Raw genomic sequence first — 14320 nt, 5'->3', positions numbered from 1 at the left:
GGCACTGATGCCCGCCCGACCTGCCCAGGCCGAGATGCTGGACTTCGACGCGCTGGACGGCTGGATGGAGGACGACCATCTCGCCGCCCTTTCCAGTTTCCTGCGCACCTGCGACCTGATCGACCAGCCGGACTGGAAACCGATCTGCGCGCTGGCCGCCGACGTGCCGAAGGACCCCGCCTCGGCCCGCAGCTTCTTCGAACTGTTCTTCCGTCCGGTCGTCGTCGGCCAGCCGCCCGCTCTGTTCACCGGCTATTTCGAGCCCGAGCTGAACGGTTCTCCCGTGCGCGGTGGCCGGTTCCAGTATCCGATCTACCGCCGTCCCCCGGAATTGCAGGACGGCGTCGCCTACCACACGCGCGCGGCCATCGAGGCCGGGGCGATTGCCGGCCGGGGGCTGGAACTGGCCTGGCTTGACGATCCGGTGGATGTCTATTTCCTTCAGGTCCAGGGGTCCGGCCGCATCCGCATGACCGACGGCACAGTGGTCCGCGTGGGCTATGCCGGGAAGAACGGCCACGCCTACCGCTCGGTCGGGCAGGAAATGGTCCGCCGTGGCACTCATTCGCTGGATCAGGTCTCGGCGCCGGAGATCGCGACCTACGTCCGCAGCAACCCCGAGACGGGCCGGGCGCTACTGGACACGAATCCGTCCTATGTCTTTTTCCGCAAGATCGGCACGCTTCGCCCCGAGGATGGCCCCATCGGCGCCATGGGGCGGTCGATCACCGCGCTGCGCTCGGTGGCCATCGACCCCAGGTTCACGCCCCTCGGCGCCCCGGTCTGGATCGAGAAGGACGGCCGCCGCCCGATCCGCAGCCTGATGGTCGCGCAGGACACCGGCGGCGCGATCAAGGGCATGCAGCGCGCCGACATCTTCTATGGCACCGGCAAGGGCGCGGGCGATGCGGCGGGCACGGTCAAGGACCCCGGACGCATGGTCCTCCTCCTGCCCATCGACCGCGCCTTCGCCATGCTGGACGACGACTGATCCCGATGGCCCGCCGCCGCAACCTCTCGCCCGAGGAGGCAGAGCTCTGGCGCAGCGTCGCACGGACCGCACGACCGATGCACGGCCAGAAGCTGCACCTTCCCGACCCGCCACCGCACGCGCCCGACCCCCCGCCGCTTGCCCATGCCAGGCCGCGCCTGTCACCGTTCGTGTTGGGCGAAAAGCACCGGCCGCCGGAACGGCACGATCTGGCCCCCACCCTGCCCCAGATCCTGGATCAGGCCCCCCTGCGCATGGACGCGGGCACCCATGCGAAGATGACGCGCGGCAAGCTGCAACCCGAGGCGCGAATCGACCTGCACGGGCTTACGCTTGCCGAGGCGCATCCCGAACTGATCCGCTTCATCCTGAACGCCCATTCCGCCGGCCTGCGCCTGGTGCTGGTCATCACCGGCAAGGGCAAGCGGCGCGAGGACCTGGGCCCGATCCCCCAGCGCATGGGTGCGCTGCGCCACCAAGTGCCGCACTGGCTGCATCTGCCCCCGCTTGGCCAGGTCGTGCTTCAGGTCTCCCAGGCGCATCTGAAGCACGGCGGCGGCGGGGCCTACTATGTCTATCTGCGACGCCGCTGACCGCCCGCCTGCGCCGTTGTCGCCCCGCGCCCGCCGACGATAAGCCGAAGGCGCAGGCAGAGGCCGCAAGGCCGTCAACCGCGGACCGCCACCTATTGCCCCTCGGCAATCGCCCCGACCGGGGCCAGCACGATCTCGGTCGCATTGCGCACCGTCAGCACCAGTCCCGGCAGCAGCCCCACGCGGGCCCGGGCGTCGGCGGTGAAGGCATCCGCGATCCCGACCAGCCCGCCGAACAGTTGCAGAAGTGCGGGGTTCTCGCCCAGGTTCAGATGGCCGGTGCCCGTCGTATAGGCGGCCGTGTCCAGATAGATCACGTTCAGATCCGCGATCTCCTTCACGCCGTCGATATTCCCCAACCGCGTGCCGGTGCCGGAAATGGTCGCCGAGATGTTCAGGATACGGTCGCGCGAACTGCCGAAGATCACGAAGGGCTCGGGCAGCTTGCCGATGTCGCGCGCCTGCGCGCGGAACACGTCCAGGTCCAGATCCGGCGCGATCAGAACCACGCCCTTGATCCGTGCCAGGGCCTTCGGCCCGCCCTTCAGCGCCTCCTGCCGCAGGGCCTCCATGCTCAGGAAGGCCCCCATGGAATGGGCCACCAGCACGATGCTTTGCGCACCCGCCCCCTCCACCTCGTCGATCAGCGCCACCAGACCGCTGCGCGAGGCCATCACCGAATCGCGGTCATAGACATAGCCCAGCGCAGACCCGCGCGAGGGCCAGGCGAAATGGACCGCCACGCCCGGCACCGCCAGATCGTGGTGCATCTGCGCCACCCGATAGACGCCCTCGGCCATCGTGTTGTTGAATCCGTGCACATAGACCACGACGTCGGTCTGGCCGCGCCGCTGCAACGCCCCGCGCAGGGCCGAGCGGAATTCGCCTGCCGATCCGAACCGCTGCCAGTGCAGCAGCAGGAAGTCCTTCCGCGCGTCCGGCTTGCGCGTCTTCGGCGGCCAGTTGACCTTGCCCGCTTCCCGCTCGGGCGGGATGCTGACGTCATAGCGCAGGAAACTGGCCACCTCCGACCGCTCGAAACCGAAGCCCGCATCGCCCTCGGCCCGGGTGGTGCCGACGAAGATCGCCTCGGGCGTTCCCCCGTCCAGCCCGGCGGGTGCGGTCTCGAAGTCGCCGCGCGCCGCGCATCCGGCCACCAGCATCACGACAATCAACAGCTTGCGCACGTTTCACTCCTCTTCTGCCCGACCCTCGCGCGACCCTGCGCCAGGGTCAACCCGCGCCGCAGGGTGGACAGCAGTTGGTTGCCGCCGTTACCCTTCGCCGATCACGAAAGGAAGCAGCGATGAAACTTTCCGGCAGGACCGCGCTTGTCACCGGCGGCAGCCGCGGCATCGGCCTTGCCACCGTCCGCGCCCTGGCCGAAGCGGGGGCCGAGGTCCACTTCACCGCGCGCAGCGCCGCGAACCTCGCCGCCGCCCGCCGCGCGCTGGGCGACATCCCCGCCACGGGCCACCACGCCGACATGACCGACCGGATCGCGATGGCCACGCTCATGGAGCAGGGCTTCGACATCCTGGTCAACAACGCCGCCGTGATCGGCCCGATCGGCCGGATCCTCGATGTCTCGGCAGAGGACTGGGCGCACAGCATCGACGTCAACCTGATCTCGGCCTTCCACGCCACCCAACGCGCGCTGGCCGGCATGGTTGCACGGGGTGGCGGGACGATCGTCAACGTCTCGTCCGGCGCGGCGCACCGCCCGCAAGAGGGCTGGTCGGCCTATTGCGCGTGCAAGGCGGGGCTGGCCATGCTCACCCGGTCCGTCCACCTGGAATACGGCGATCAGGGCATCCGCATCTTCGGCTTCGCGCCGGGGGTGGTGGACACCGACATGCAGGGCGCGATCCGCGCCTCGGGGATCAACCCGGTCTCGAAGATCCCGCGCGGCGACCTGGCCCCGCCCGACCTGCCGGCCCGCGCCATCGCCTGGCTCTGCACGCCCGAGGCCGACGCGCTGGCCGGGCAGGAACTGGACATCCGCGCGCCCGACTTCCGCGCCAGGGCCGGCCTGCCGCCGCTGGGTTAGCGCGGAAAGGCCCGGGCGCCCCACAGCTCCCGCACCCGCGCGTCGCGGCCGCAGGCCTTGCGGTAGAACTTGTAGGCATTGGCCTGCGACTTCGGCCCGGCGCGGGTCAGCACGATGTCCGTGCCCTTGTAATAGTCCTGGTGGTAGTCCTCGGCGATCCAGAACCGCTTGGCGTCCAGCACCGGAGTCACGATCTTCCGGCCCAGCACCGCCTCGGCCTCGGCCACCGCCGCCTCGGCTGCCTTCCGCTGCGCCGCATCCTGCACGAAGATCGCCGTGCGGTAGGCGTCACCCCGGTCGCAGAACTGCCCGCCCGCATCCAGCACATCGACCGAACGCAGGAACAGCGCGATCAGGTCGCCGTAGGCGATGACCTTCGGGTCGAAGGTGATCTCCACCGCCTCGTAATGGCCTGCATGGTTGCGGTAGGTCGGGTTCTGCAAGGTGCCGCCGGTATACCCCGACACCACGCCGCTGACGCCCTTCACCTTCTCGAAATCCGCCTCGACGCACCAGAAGCAGCCCCCGGCGACGATGGCCGTCTCGGCCCGGGCCGACCCGACGAAGGCCGGCAGAATGGCCGCCAGCGCGACCAGAACCCATTTTGGCATCTCATCCTCCCGAAGCACACGCGCCGAACGTGACGCCTTGTCCCGGGTGCGTCCAGTCACCGATCCGTGCTTCACGCCTCCGTGCTTCACGCCTCCGTGCTTCACGCCCAAGTGAAGCCTGACGGTGAGGCCCGCCGATCCGCGCATCCCCTCTTGGCCATTGCGCCGCGCCCGACTAGCCTGCCGGGGCAGTCGGCCTCGGCCGCCGCCGAATCCCTGCGCCGACGGAAAGGCCCCGATGCGTCACGCCCTGATCCTGATCGGTCTCCTGTCCGGCCCCGCCTGCACCCCCGCCTTCGCCGAGCTGTCGCTGCGCGAGGCCGCCGCCGGGCTTGACCTCTTCCCCTGCGAGATGAGCAACCTCAGCTGCACCACGCTGACCGTGCCGCTGGATCACTGGGCAAACGATCCCGACCGGACGCTGGACATCACCTTCGCCCTGTCCTTCGCCTCCGGGGAAAGCCGGGGCATCCTGTTCTATTTCGTCGGCGGCCCGGGCGGATCGGGCCTTGCCTCGACCGACAGCTACCTGGCCGCCTTCGACCCCAGCCTTGCCGAATCGATGGACATCGTCTTCGTCGATCAGCGCGGCACGGGGGCGGTGCATGGTCTGGCCTGCCCCACCGCCCAGGCGCGGTTCGACATCGCCCCCGTCTCGATCGACGACCCCGAAGGCGTGCTTGAAACGGCCGGCCGCTTCGTCACCGACTGCACGGCGGAACTGGACGCCGACTGGCTGCTGCCCTTCGTCAATACCGACCAGGCGATCCGCGATTCCGAGGCGCTGCGTCAGGCCCTGGGCGGGCCGAAGGTCTGGCTCTACGGCGAAAGCTACGGCACCCAGCTGGTGCAGGCCTATGCCACCCAGTTCCCCCAGGCAGTGCGCGGGGTGATCCTGGATGGCGTGGTCGATCTCACGCTGGACGCCGAGGGCTTCTACCGCCGCTACACCCTTGCAGCCGAAGCACTTCTGGCCGAGACCTTCGCGCTTTGCGACGCGTTGCCGGCCTGTGCCGCCGACATTCCCGGCGGGGCGGCGGCGGCCTATGACGATCTGGCCCGCCGCGCGGCCGAAGCGCCGATCCCGGTGCCCTATCCGCTGGCCGACGACACCATGGCCACGCGCCACCTGACCACGGGCTTTCTGGAGGCCAACGCCTTCTTCGCCCTCTATTCGCCCGAAGGCCGCGCCGAATTCCTGCGGGCGCTGGCGGCGGCCAGCCGGGGCAATCTGGTGCCGATGCTCCAGCTTGGCTACCTGAACATGTATATCGACCCCGAGACCGAGATCGGCATCCTGGATCCCGGCTGGTTCGGCGCGGCCTATTTCGCCATCACCTGTTCCGACTACGGCAGCGGCGCAGGCACGCCCGAGGAACGCGCCCGCCGCATCCTGGACGAGGCCCGGGCATTGCGCCCGATGGCACCGCGTCTCTTGCGGTCCTACTATCTGGAACGGGTGGCCTGCGCCTTGTGGCCGCATCAGGGGCCGGACCGGCGACCCGCGCCCTATGCCGGCGGCGACTGGCCGACGCTGGTCCTGAACGGCGACCGCGACCCGATCACGCCGGCCTCGATGGCCTATTCGGTGCTGGACGCGGCCCGCAACGCCTATGGCGTGTTCATGGCCGGCGGATCGCACGTGATCTGGGGCCGGGGTCAGGCCTGCCCCGACCGCATCGTCCAGGCGCTGCTCTACGATGGCACCCTGCCCGCCGCGCGCGAACAGCTCTGCCAACAGGAGCCGATGGCCGACTACATACCCCTGACGCTGACGGATCCGGCCGAAAGGTCCGATCCCTTCGCCGTCGCCCGCGCCGTCGAGACCGAGCTGTTCGGCATGATCGCGCTGTCCGGCTGGGACGGCCAGCACGCGACGAGCTTCGGCTGCCCGTTCGGCGGCACGGTTGCGGCCGCCGCGACCGATGCGGGCACCGACTACAGCTTCTCCTCCTGCCGCTACTGGCCCGAGATTGCCGTCCAGGGAACCGCGACCGACAGGCTTGTTGCGGATACGGCAGACAGCCTGTCGCTGGAGATCGAGGTCAGCGGCCAGGTCAGCGGACAGCTTTCTTGGCATCACGACCGCATCGACCAGTCCTACAGACTGTCCGGCAGCTGGAACGGTGGGCCGGCTTCCCTGCCGCGCGGCAAGCTCTGAAGGCCATGGGCCGCATCGGCGGCGTGGCGGTAATGGCTTGCGGTCGCCTCGATCAGGTCGGAAAGCCGCTGGCAGGCTGCGGGGGCTCCGGCCTGACGCGCCAGGGCCGCCGCCAGGTCCGGCAACCGGCCGCAGCGGTCCGCCGTGTCCACCAGCGAGGCGACCAGCGTCAGGCTGTAGGGCGCTTCGGCAAAGGCTTCGGGGTCCAGATCGCCCGGCCACCAGGGCACGCGGCGGGCCAGGTCGGCCACCGCTTCCTGCACCACTTCGGGCGCAAGTTCATCGCCGGTCAGGATGAACCTGAAGGCGCCGTGGAACTCGGGCAGGCGGCCCGGCATGGCCGAAGGCAGCCGGGCGAGCGACGGCAGCCGGTCCCGGATCGTCACGTCCTCGCGATACAGCATCGCATCGACCGCATTGTGATCGCGGATCGACACTTGCGCCGGGTTGTCGAAGAGTGTCCGGAACACGCGCGAAAGCTCCTCTTGCCGGGGTTTCGGGACGTTGGACCCGACCCAGGCCTGGAACTCTGCCGCCACGACCGCCATCACCTCATGCCCCAGATAGGCCAGCGCAATGCCCTTGACTTCGGCCCCCTCGCGCAGCGGGCCGACAAGGCGCAGGCTGCGCCAGGCAAAGGGGCTGTGCGACAGCCGCGCCATGCCCTGCACCCCCAGCGGCAGGGCCTCTCCCAGGTCGGACAGCGCCGTCCCGTCGGCCAGCGACAGGACCAGCACCGTAGCCAGCCGGGCGGGCCAAAGCTGCCCGGACTGCTGCGTCGCATTGGCATAGGCCCATTTCAACCGCGCGCGCTGTTCGGCATCGTCCAGCCAGTCGCGGACCGCGGCCCGCAGATCGGTCGCCGGTCCGGGTCCGACCTCGGGCGCAAGGCAGGCCGTCGCCGCCTGAAGCGCCGCCAGCGAGAGATCCTGAAGGTCCTCGGCAGCCATCTCGCCGCCGGTAAAGGATAGCCGCGTGACCGTGCCCGGAAACGCATCCAGCAGCGCGCGCGCTAGCCGGGGCGCCTGGGCGGCGGCGACGGACAGACGCAGTTCGACAAAGGCAAGCGTGACTTCCCCGGCCGACATCGGCCCCCTTTCCTCCGGGCCACCAGCCATGGTCGTCTCGGCGCTTGCGGCGCGCTCCTGACCTTCGGACATCTGCAACCTGATCCGCTGGTCGCGCGCGCCGAACCGGGCCTCGCCCCAGGCCAGGGACTGGACCGTCTTCTGGCTGACGATCTTGCCGCGGGCATGCCGGAACAGTTCGCGCGCGAAGTCCAGGTCGGCCACGAACACGCCCAGATGGTCGTCCAGTCGCCGCAAGAGGTCGGGATCGCGGGGCAGGCTGGCGGGATCCAGCAGCGCCCGGTAGTAGATCGCCTCCAGCTCGGCCCCCGGATGGTCGCTTGCATCAAGGCTCTCGAACCAGGCGATCGCCGCCTCGGCCACCGCCTTTGCCCTGGGGTCCCGCAGGGTCTGCGACAGCATCCGCCGGCGAAGTTCGGGGACATGTTCGACCATCGGCGGCTCCTCGGAAACAGGCCGCACCAGCCACCTTACGTCCGCCAGGCGCTTGAACAGCTGCGTTGCCTCGGCCCTCGTGAGCCCCGGCTTCAGCCCGCAGGGGCCGGCAAGCACTTCCCGGATCAGCTCGGGCGTTATCCGGCGCAGGACAAGGCCGGGGCTCGCCAGGGCCTGCACGTCCTGCCGCGGCAACCGGTTCAGGATGCGCGAGAACAGGAAGGTCTGCTGCATCTCGCCGTCCAGCCGCGCGCGCGCCTCCGAGGCCCCGTCCTCTGCCAGGGCGATCAGGTCGGCCCGGACATCGCGCCCCTCGCTGCCCAGGCTTTCGGCGAAACGTGCCAGCATCACCAGGGTCAGCGGGTCCGAGCCGTAGACCGCGACCAGCTTCGGCACCAGGTCCTCGGCGGCAACCTTCCTCGCCCGGAACTGGTCCCGCAAAAGCGCCCGACCCGCCCTCGTGCCAAGGTCGCCCAGGGGCAATACGCCCTGCACGGCAAGTCCGGGAAGCATGGACACCGGGATCCTGTCGGCCTCGCGGCCCGCCAGGATGACCCTTGGCTGCAACCGTCTGCGGCCAAGCAAAGCAATCCAGTCCGCAATCAGCCTGATCTGAAACTCGCCCAGGATCAGCGCCTCCTCGAAGGTGTCGAAGATCAGGACCAGCCGGATCGGCAGCTCGCCGTCCTCGGACAGAAGATCGTTCAGCGCGGCCAGACTGGCCAGGACCGCACTCGCCTCGCGGCCCGGATCGACCACCTCGCTGCCCGCCGCCACCCCGGCGCGCAGGCTCTGCCGGATCGCCGAAAGCCTTTCGTCCAGGTCGTCGCGCTGCTCTCCGATCTGGCGCAAGAGCTCTTGCGTCAGCGCCACCCTGTTCCCGGCCCGCAGGGCGGGCTGGTCCAGATCGAACACCGCCCGGAAGATGACCTCGCCGCGCCCGAGACGCCGGCGCAGCGCCTCGATCAAGGCGGACTTCCCGCTGCCGCCCAGCCCGGACAGGATCACCGTCGGCGCCGCGGCAGACCTGCGGGCAGTGACCGCTTCGGGGGGCACAAGCGGAGGCATCCGGACCTCGCCCCGCGCGGCGAAGGCGTGCAGGGCGGCCAACTGCGTTCCGCGCCCGTGCAGGGTCCAGCCCAGGATCTGCCGGCTTGCCGCACCCTTGTCGGCCGCGACCGTCGCCACGGCAAGCCGCCGCGCCAGGTCGGGCTCGGCGGCCCAGCCCTCAAGCGTGACCTCGACATTCGTCAAAAGCTCCAGCGCCTGCAACAATGCCAGAAGTTCGGGCAGTTCCGCCTCCGATGGTCGGGCCCGCCGCCGCCGGGCAATCGGCGGCGGCGCGCGCCCGCCCGCAAGCAGCAGTCGCAAGGCCCGGCCCAGCGCGTCACCGGAACCCGGCGGCAGATCGGCCAGCAGCTTGCGGCGCTCGTCTCCGCCGGGCAACCATGCCAGCCCCTCGCGCTGCGCATCCGGCGTCAGGCGCCAGAGCCAGGTCTCCCCCAGCTTGACCTCGGTCGCCACCCGCGCCAGCGCGCGCAGACGCGGCGCGTCCTTGCCCTTGGTCAGGCCCAGCAGGGTCAGGGGATCGAAGGCCCCCATCAGGGCCGCGCGGGTCAGATGAAGGGGGGCAAGGTCTACCATTCCTCAAGCGCCTTCATGTAAACCCTCGACAGATAGCCGGAGAGCAGCGCCAGCCTGGATCGCCTGCCCGCCTCCTCGGCCAGCACTTCGGCCGCGCCGATGACCAGCCTTGCGTGGCGCCGTGACTGGCCCACGTCCGGCACCTTCCCGACCCCGACGGTCAACCCGTCCAGGCAGCTTTCGACATCTCCCGCATCGATCTTCGCCGGGTCCGGCAAGGTGTCGAAGCCGATCAGGTTCGACCCGACCCCGGTCAGCGTGTCCTTCAGCCCGATCAGCACCACGCGCAGCACTGCGCGCAGTTCTTCGTCGCTGTAGATCCGGTCCAGAAGCATCCGCGCCCCGATCCCCGGCAGGCGGGCCACGTCCAGTTCGTCGATCACCAGCCACAGCGTCCGGGCCTGCGTCGGATCGGCCCTGGCCATCTCCAGAAGCACCCGCTTCATCGCGTTGAAGATCCCCGCCACCGTCGCGGCCGCCGTGGTCAGGTTGCCCGGCGCGGCCAGCGCCGCGTCGATCCGGGCCGCCGGCATGCCGGCCCGCGCCAAGATCATCCGGGCAAGGTCCAGCGCCCGCGCCGGCAGTTCGGTCGCCGACAGTTCGATGATGATCCGCGTCTCGATCGGCAGCGAATCGCGCAAGAGCGCGGTCGAGAAGCTTTTTCCGCTTTCCTTCGGCCCCTGGACGACAAGGATCGCCGGATCGGGCCGCAGCGCCATCTGCCGCAGCGTGCTCTGCGAGCTGAGCCGCCCCACCACCGCCCGCGATCCGTCCGCCAGCCGCCACAGCCGGTCGTTCAGCCCCTGCGGATCGCCCAGCCTCGGATCGCCAAGGTCAGGGCGCGCTGCGTGGATCGACTTCAGAAGGACAGCCAGATTGTAGTGCTGCGTGACCTGACCTTGCGCATTCCGCACCCTGGCCGCGGCCCGGTGCATCGCCACGGGTTGCAGCCTGTTGTTCAGGCACAACCCGCCGGAGGATCCGCTGGCCGTCCAGACCTCGTGGCGCAGATGGTTCGGGTCGTGGTCGTCCAGCCGCGTGTTCCTTGCGAACCCGGCCCGTTGCGGCACGCCGGCCGGATGCTGGAACACGAAGAAGTTGTCGTCCTTGTGGTCAAGCCCACCGAAGGCTGCCAGATCGTAGAACCCCCGTTCCCGTCCGGGCGCCCCCCGCAGCCGGATCGCGCAGTAATCCAGGAACGTGCCATCCGGGCTGAAGGCTTGCGGCTGCGGGTCGCCGGGCTGCCGTGGCGCCGGACTGAAGCCGACCAGCCAGTTCTCCTGCACCGGATGGGTCCGACCGTCAGCGGCTCCCAGCCGTTCGAAGGTGCAGGACAGCCGCGCAAAGCTGCCCTCCAGCATGTTGCCCGTTGCCCTTTCAAGCAGCGGAGCCACCACATGCCAGCAGGTCAGCACCGTATGCAGCCCGATCAGGAACCCCGTGCCCTGGCTCACCACCTTGTCCTGCGCCGCGTCCAGCACCCGGACATGGCACAACCGGCGGGCCGACAGGTTGAAGGCGGCCAACAGGTCCGCCATGCCCAGGGCGGGGGCCATGGCCGTGACGAAATCCTGGGCAGCGACCCCGGCCGCGCCGAAATTCTCGGGAAGGACTGAAAGCGACCCGCCCGCCGCCTCGGCCCCGGTGATCGCCGCCGGCAGGTCGATCATGCCCAGCGCCGCCAGTTCGGCCATCAGGATGCCGTGCCAGGGCGGATCGGCCGCCGAGGCGGCCCTGATCACCGCTGCGAAGGCCTGAACCGGATCCTGGAGGCCCAAAGCCACCGTCTTGAAGTCGTCGAGGTCCGGCGAGACCCGCGCGGCGATCTCGTCATGGATCGCGGCCACGGCCGGACGGCTGCCCGTGATCCCGCGCGCCAGTCCCGTTGCCTGGGCGTCGGTCAGGGTCGGCGCGGTCACGGCACCAGCACCGAAAGGCCGGGGGTGGTCAGCCGGACCTGGGCCAGGTCATGCGCATGGTTGGCCCGCAGCCAGTCACCGGCGAAATGCAGCCCCACCGCCGGCAGATCGCCCGCCAGATGTCCGACGACCGAACCGGAATTGCCGCCCAGCGTCGTCGCGTCATGGTCGAAGACCCAGGCCCGCGCCGACTGCGCCAGACCGGGGCTGAAATACTTGCGGCGATAGTTCAGCCCGAACAGCTCGCGCAGCCTTTCGACCACATCATGCCGCATGGCGCCACGTTCGTCCCTTGGCACGGCCGTCGGCGGCGCCGGGTAGCCCACCACGAACAGGTTGGCATCCGCCCCCCGCCAGGCGGTGTCGGCGTTGACCCGGAAGGGCTTCGGCAGCGCCATGCCTGCCGCGTTCACCGTCTGGACGCGCAAAAGCGCCATGTCCAGCTTGTCAAAGCTGATCGGCAGCCGGCTGATCTGCTGCGGTCCGGCAAAGGCCACCTCCTCGATGGCGAACTTCTGCGCCGGATCGTTGCCCGAGGGCGAAAAGTCGATCGTTGCCGCCCGCACCATCTGCCAGCGCCGCGGGCTGTCGGCGCGCGGCAGGGGGCTGGCGAATTCCTCCAGCACATGGCGGTTGGTCATCACCAGCCCTTGGCCTGCGACAAAGCCCGTGCCCAGATGGATGCCGTCGCCGTCGATCCGCCCCACGGCCTGCAACGGCCCGTCCTCCAGATCCTGCCGCGCCAGCGCCAGCAGCCCGGCGAACTGGCCGAGATCGGGGTGATCGGTGTCGATGGTCTGCACCTGCCGCCCCTCCGGCGTGGTGCGCCAGTTGACCGCAATCGCGGGGCGTTCGGTCAGCGAGACCAGCGCCTCAAGCTGGATCATCACCGTGTCGTCCAGCCGCGCCGAGGTGCCCTCGGCATGCAGCCTGGCCAGTCCCTCGTCCAGCCGGTTCAGGTCCACGGTCTGCGAACTGTTGGCCAGACGCTCGGCCAGGGGGTGCAGGAACTCCTGCCGCCCCTGCGGGTCCAGCCGCGCCTGGCCGACCTTCGGATCCATCGCCGCCGCGGATTCCGCCGTGATGCCCGGCACCCGCGTCGCGGCAATGCCCGTCAGCACCCGGTTCACCCGTCCCTCATCCACCGGGGCAGGGATCAGGATCGAGGGCGCCCGCGGCCGCCCGCGCAGCGCCAGCTGCGCCAGGCGCGGATCGCGGCTGGCCGCCGCCGCATCGGCCAGACCGGGCGAGGCCATCCGGAACGCCCGCGCCTCGCGCCCCGGCCCGCGCGGACTTCTGCCCGCCCGCGCATCGGCCAGGGCCAGGGCCGCGACTTCCGGCCCGTAGGCGTCCCAGTCGAAGTCGGGATCCACCCGCCCCGGACCGAAAAGCCGCGTCAGCGCCTGCTCGATCCCGCCGCTCGGGTCCGGGTCAAGCGGCGATTCCGGCGCAGCGGCCGCGATGCCGGCCAGCGGCAGCTGCAACAGTGCCTCGGCATTGATCACGCCTGCCCCCAGGCCCGAGGGGAAGCCCGGCGGCTTCCGCGCCGTCTGCTGCGCCGCCGTGCGGAACAGCGCCTGCACGCTGATCCCGCGCCGGTTCGCCTCGGCAATCACCTGTGCCCGGCCGTGGTGGCCCAGCCACAAGGCCGCGATCCCCGCCGTCAGCGCCGTGGCAAAGGATGTGCCCTGCCCGCCCACGACCCCGTCCCTCGGCGCCGTGGATTTCTGCCGGTCCGCCCGCCAGACGAATTCCGCCGGGGCCGAGATGTCCACCGCCGGCCCGTGCGACGAGCCCTTCCACTTCTTGTCCTTCTGGTTGGTGCCCCCGACCGCGATCATCTCGGGATAAGCCGCGGGCCAGACCACCGCGCCGATGCAGTTCCCCGCCGCGGCCACCAGGATCACGTTGTTGCGCACCGCCCGCCGCACCGCCTGGCGCAGCGCAAAGGTCGGGATGCCGCCCAGGCTCATCGAGATCACATGCGCGCCGACATTGACCGCATGGTCGATGGCCCTGGCCACCGGCGCCGCGTTCACGATCTTCACATCATTGATCGCGCGGATCGGCACCAGCGTCGCCTTCGGGGCCGCGCCCTTCATCAGGCCGCCCTCGCCCGAGGCCAGCACCGACCCCGTTCCCGTCCCGTGCCCAGGGTTCGACATCGAGGGCAGAAGCGGATCGGTCGGCTGCTTGCCGCCCTCGATCAGGTTCAGGGATTTCGAGAAATCGAAGGTGGTATCCGCGAATTCGGCATGGTCGGCGATCCCGGTATCGGGCTGCGCCACGATGATCCCCTGCCCCTTGCCCGGAGACAGCGCCCAGGCCTGAAGCACCCGCGTCGTCTCCAGCGCCCAGGTCTTGGGCTCGGGCGCGATGCCCTTCGCCCAGCAGATCGCGTCCATGACCACGCCTTCGGTCCCGGCGGGGACCTCGGGCACGGGCTCGACATAGACCGCAGCGCCGATGTCGGGATCGCAGGCCACCAGGCCCAGGGCCTTGCGCAGATCGGCGCTGATGGCAAACAGCACGTCCTCGGGCAGGGTCCGGTCAAGGCCATGCGGGGCGAAGGTATAGGTCAACGGCTCGTCCGGCTCGGCCGCCTCGAACAGCGGTTCCAGCGCGAAACGGTCCGATCCCAGAAGCCCCGCCAGCCGCTTGCGCAGCGTCGCCCCGTCCTCGCCACCCGCCGGCACCGTCAGTGCCAGCCGCAGCCGGTCGGGGTCGTAAAGCGACCGCCCGTCCTCGGGCGCGGCCTCCTGCATCAGCGAGCGCAGGAACGGCAATCCGGAAAGCGACATCGGCCCAACTCCTGTTTGCAAAGGTTA

Annotated in this window: 9 protein-coding genes; 4 read left to right on the top strand and 5 right to left on the bottom strand. The window is 70.1% G+C overall.

Annotated features, from left to right (window positions below; translation table 11 throughout):
- Window positions 1-7: 7 nt before the first annotated feature.
- On the top strand, window positions 8-991 hold the full coding sequence (gene mltA, locus G8O29_RS04480; protein WP_166402012.1) for a murein transglycosylase A: 984 nt from the start codon (window positions 8-10) through the stop codon (window positions 989-991).
- Window positions 992-996: 5 nt separating this feature from the next.
- The gene (locus G8O29_RS04475) at window positions 997-1584 is read left to right on the top strand and encodes a Smr/MutS family protein (protein ID WP_166402011.1); all 588 of its coding nucleotides are present in this window, start codon (window positions 997-999) and stop codon (window positions 1582-1584) included.
- A 92-nt stretch (window positions 1585-1676) separates the two neighbouring features.
- Here the strand turns inward: G8O29_RS04475 and G8O29_RS04470 are convergent, their stop codons facing one another.
- Window positions 1677-2771: an alpha/beta hydrolase gene (locus G8O29_RS04470; RefSeq protein WP_166402010.1), complete on the bottom strand. Its 1095-nt coding sequence runs from the start codon at window positions 2769-2771 to the stop codon at window positions 1677-1679.
- A gap of 119 nt (window positions 2772-2890) precedes the next feature.
- Between G8O29_RS04470 and G8O29_RS04465 the strand changes: the two genes are divergently transcribed.
- Window positions 2891-3634, top strand: coding sequence for an SDR family NAD(P)-dependent oxidoreductase (locus G8O29_RS04465; RefSeq protein ID WP_166402009.1), 744 nt, complete (start codon window positions 2891-2893; stop codon window positions 3632-3634).
- Here G8O29_RS04465 and msrA read toward each other — a convergent pair.
- Window positions 3631-4245: a peptide-methionine (S)-S-oxide reductase MsrA gene (gene msrA / locus G8O29_RS04460; RefSeq protein ID WP_166402008.1), complete on the bottom strand. Its 615-nt coding sequence runs from the start codon at window positions 4243-4245 to the stop codon at window positions 3631-3633. The genes G8O29_RS04465 and msrA overlap by 4 nt on opposite strands.
- Window positions 4246-4483: 238 nt before the next feature.
- Here msrA and G8O29_RS04455 point away from each other — a divergent pair, with 238 nt between their 5' ends.
- Complete coding sequence (locus G8O29_RS04455) at window positions 4484-6406, top strand: alpha/beta fold hydrolase (protein WP_166402007.1); 1923 nt, start codon at window positions 4484-4486, stop codon at window positions 6404-6406.
- On the opposite strand, the gene G8O29_RS04450 is transcribed toward G8O29_RS04455, so the two are convergent.
- The 3 genes from G8O29_RS04450 to G8O29_RS04440 are packed head-to-tail and all read right to left on the bottom strand — an operon-like array spanning window position 6346 to window position 14293.
- A complete protein-coding gene (locus tag G8O29_RS04450) occupies window positions 6346-9573 on the bottom strand; it encodes an AAA family ATPase (protein ID WP_166402006.1) in 3228 nt (1075 codons plus the stop codon). The genes G8O29_RS04455 and G8O29_RS04450 overlap by 61 nt on opposite strands.
- Window positions 9567-11492, bottom strand: a complete 1926-nt coding sequence (locus G8O29_RS04445; protein ID WP_166402005.1) for a trypsin-like serine peptidase — start codon at window positions 11490-11492, stop codon at window positions 9567-9569. Before G8O29_RS04445 ends, G8O29_RS04450 begins: the two co-directional genes overlap by 7 nt.
- Window positions 11489-14293, bottom strand: a complete 2805-nt coding sequence (locus tag G8O29_RS04440; protein WP_166402004.1) for a S8/S53 family peptidase — start codon at window positions 14291-14293, stop codon at window positions 11489-11491. Before G8O29_RS04440 ends, G8O29_RS04445 begins: the two co-directional genes overlap by 4 nt.
- Window positions 14294-14320 lie beyond the last annotated feature (27 nt).

This window comes from Rhodobacter calidifons, from assembly GCF_011174775.1.
GTDB classification, from domain to species: Bacteria; Pseudomonadota; Alphaproteobacteria; order Rhodobacterales; family Rhodobacteraceae; genus Tabrizicola; species Tabrizicola calidifons.
This window is presented reverse-complemented; position numbering and strand designations above follow the sequence as displayed.

Coding starts and splice junctions, on each gene's coding strand:
- mltA (WP_166402012.1), top strand. CDS start 8: ATGCCCGCCCGACCTGCCCAGGCCGAGATGCTGGACTTCGACGCGCTG.
- G8O29_RS04475 (WP_166402011.1), top strand. CDS start 997: ATGGCCCGCCGCCGCAACCTCTCGCCCGAGGAGGCAGAGCTCTGGCGC.
- G8O29_RS04465 (WP_166402009.1), top strand. CDS start 2,891: ATGAAACTTTCCGGCAGGACCGCGCTTGTCACCGGCGGCAGCCGCGGC.
- msrA (WP_166402008.1), bottom strand. CDS start 4,245: ATGCCAAAATGGGTTCTGGTCGCGCTGGCGGCCATTCTGCCGGCCTTC.
- G8O29_RS04455 (WP_166402007.1), top strand. CDS start 4,484: ATGCGTCACGCCCTGATCCTGATCGGTCTCCTGTCCGGCCCCGCCTGC.
- G8O29_RS04450 (WP_166402006.1), bottom strand. CDS start 9,573: ATGGTAGACCTTGCCCCCCTTCATCTGACCCGCGCGGCCCTGATGGGG.
- G8O29_RS04440 (WP_166402004.1), bottom strand. CDS start 14,293: ATGTCGCTTTCCGGATTGCCGTTCCTGCGCTCGCTGATGCAGGAGGCC.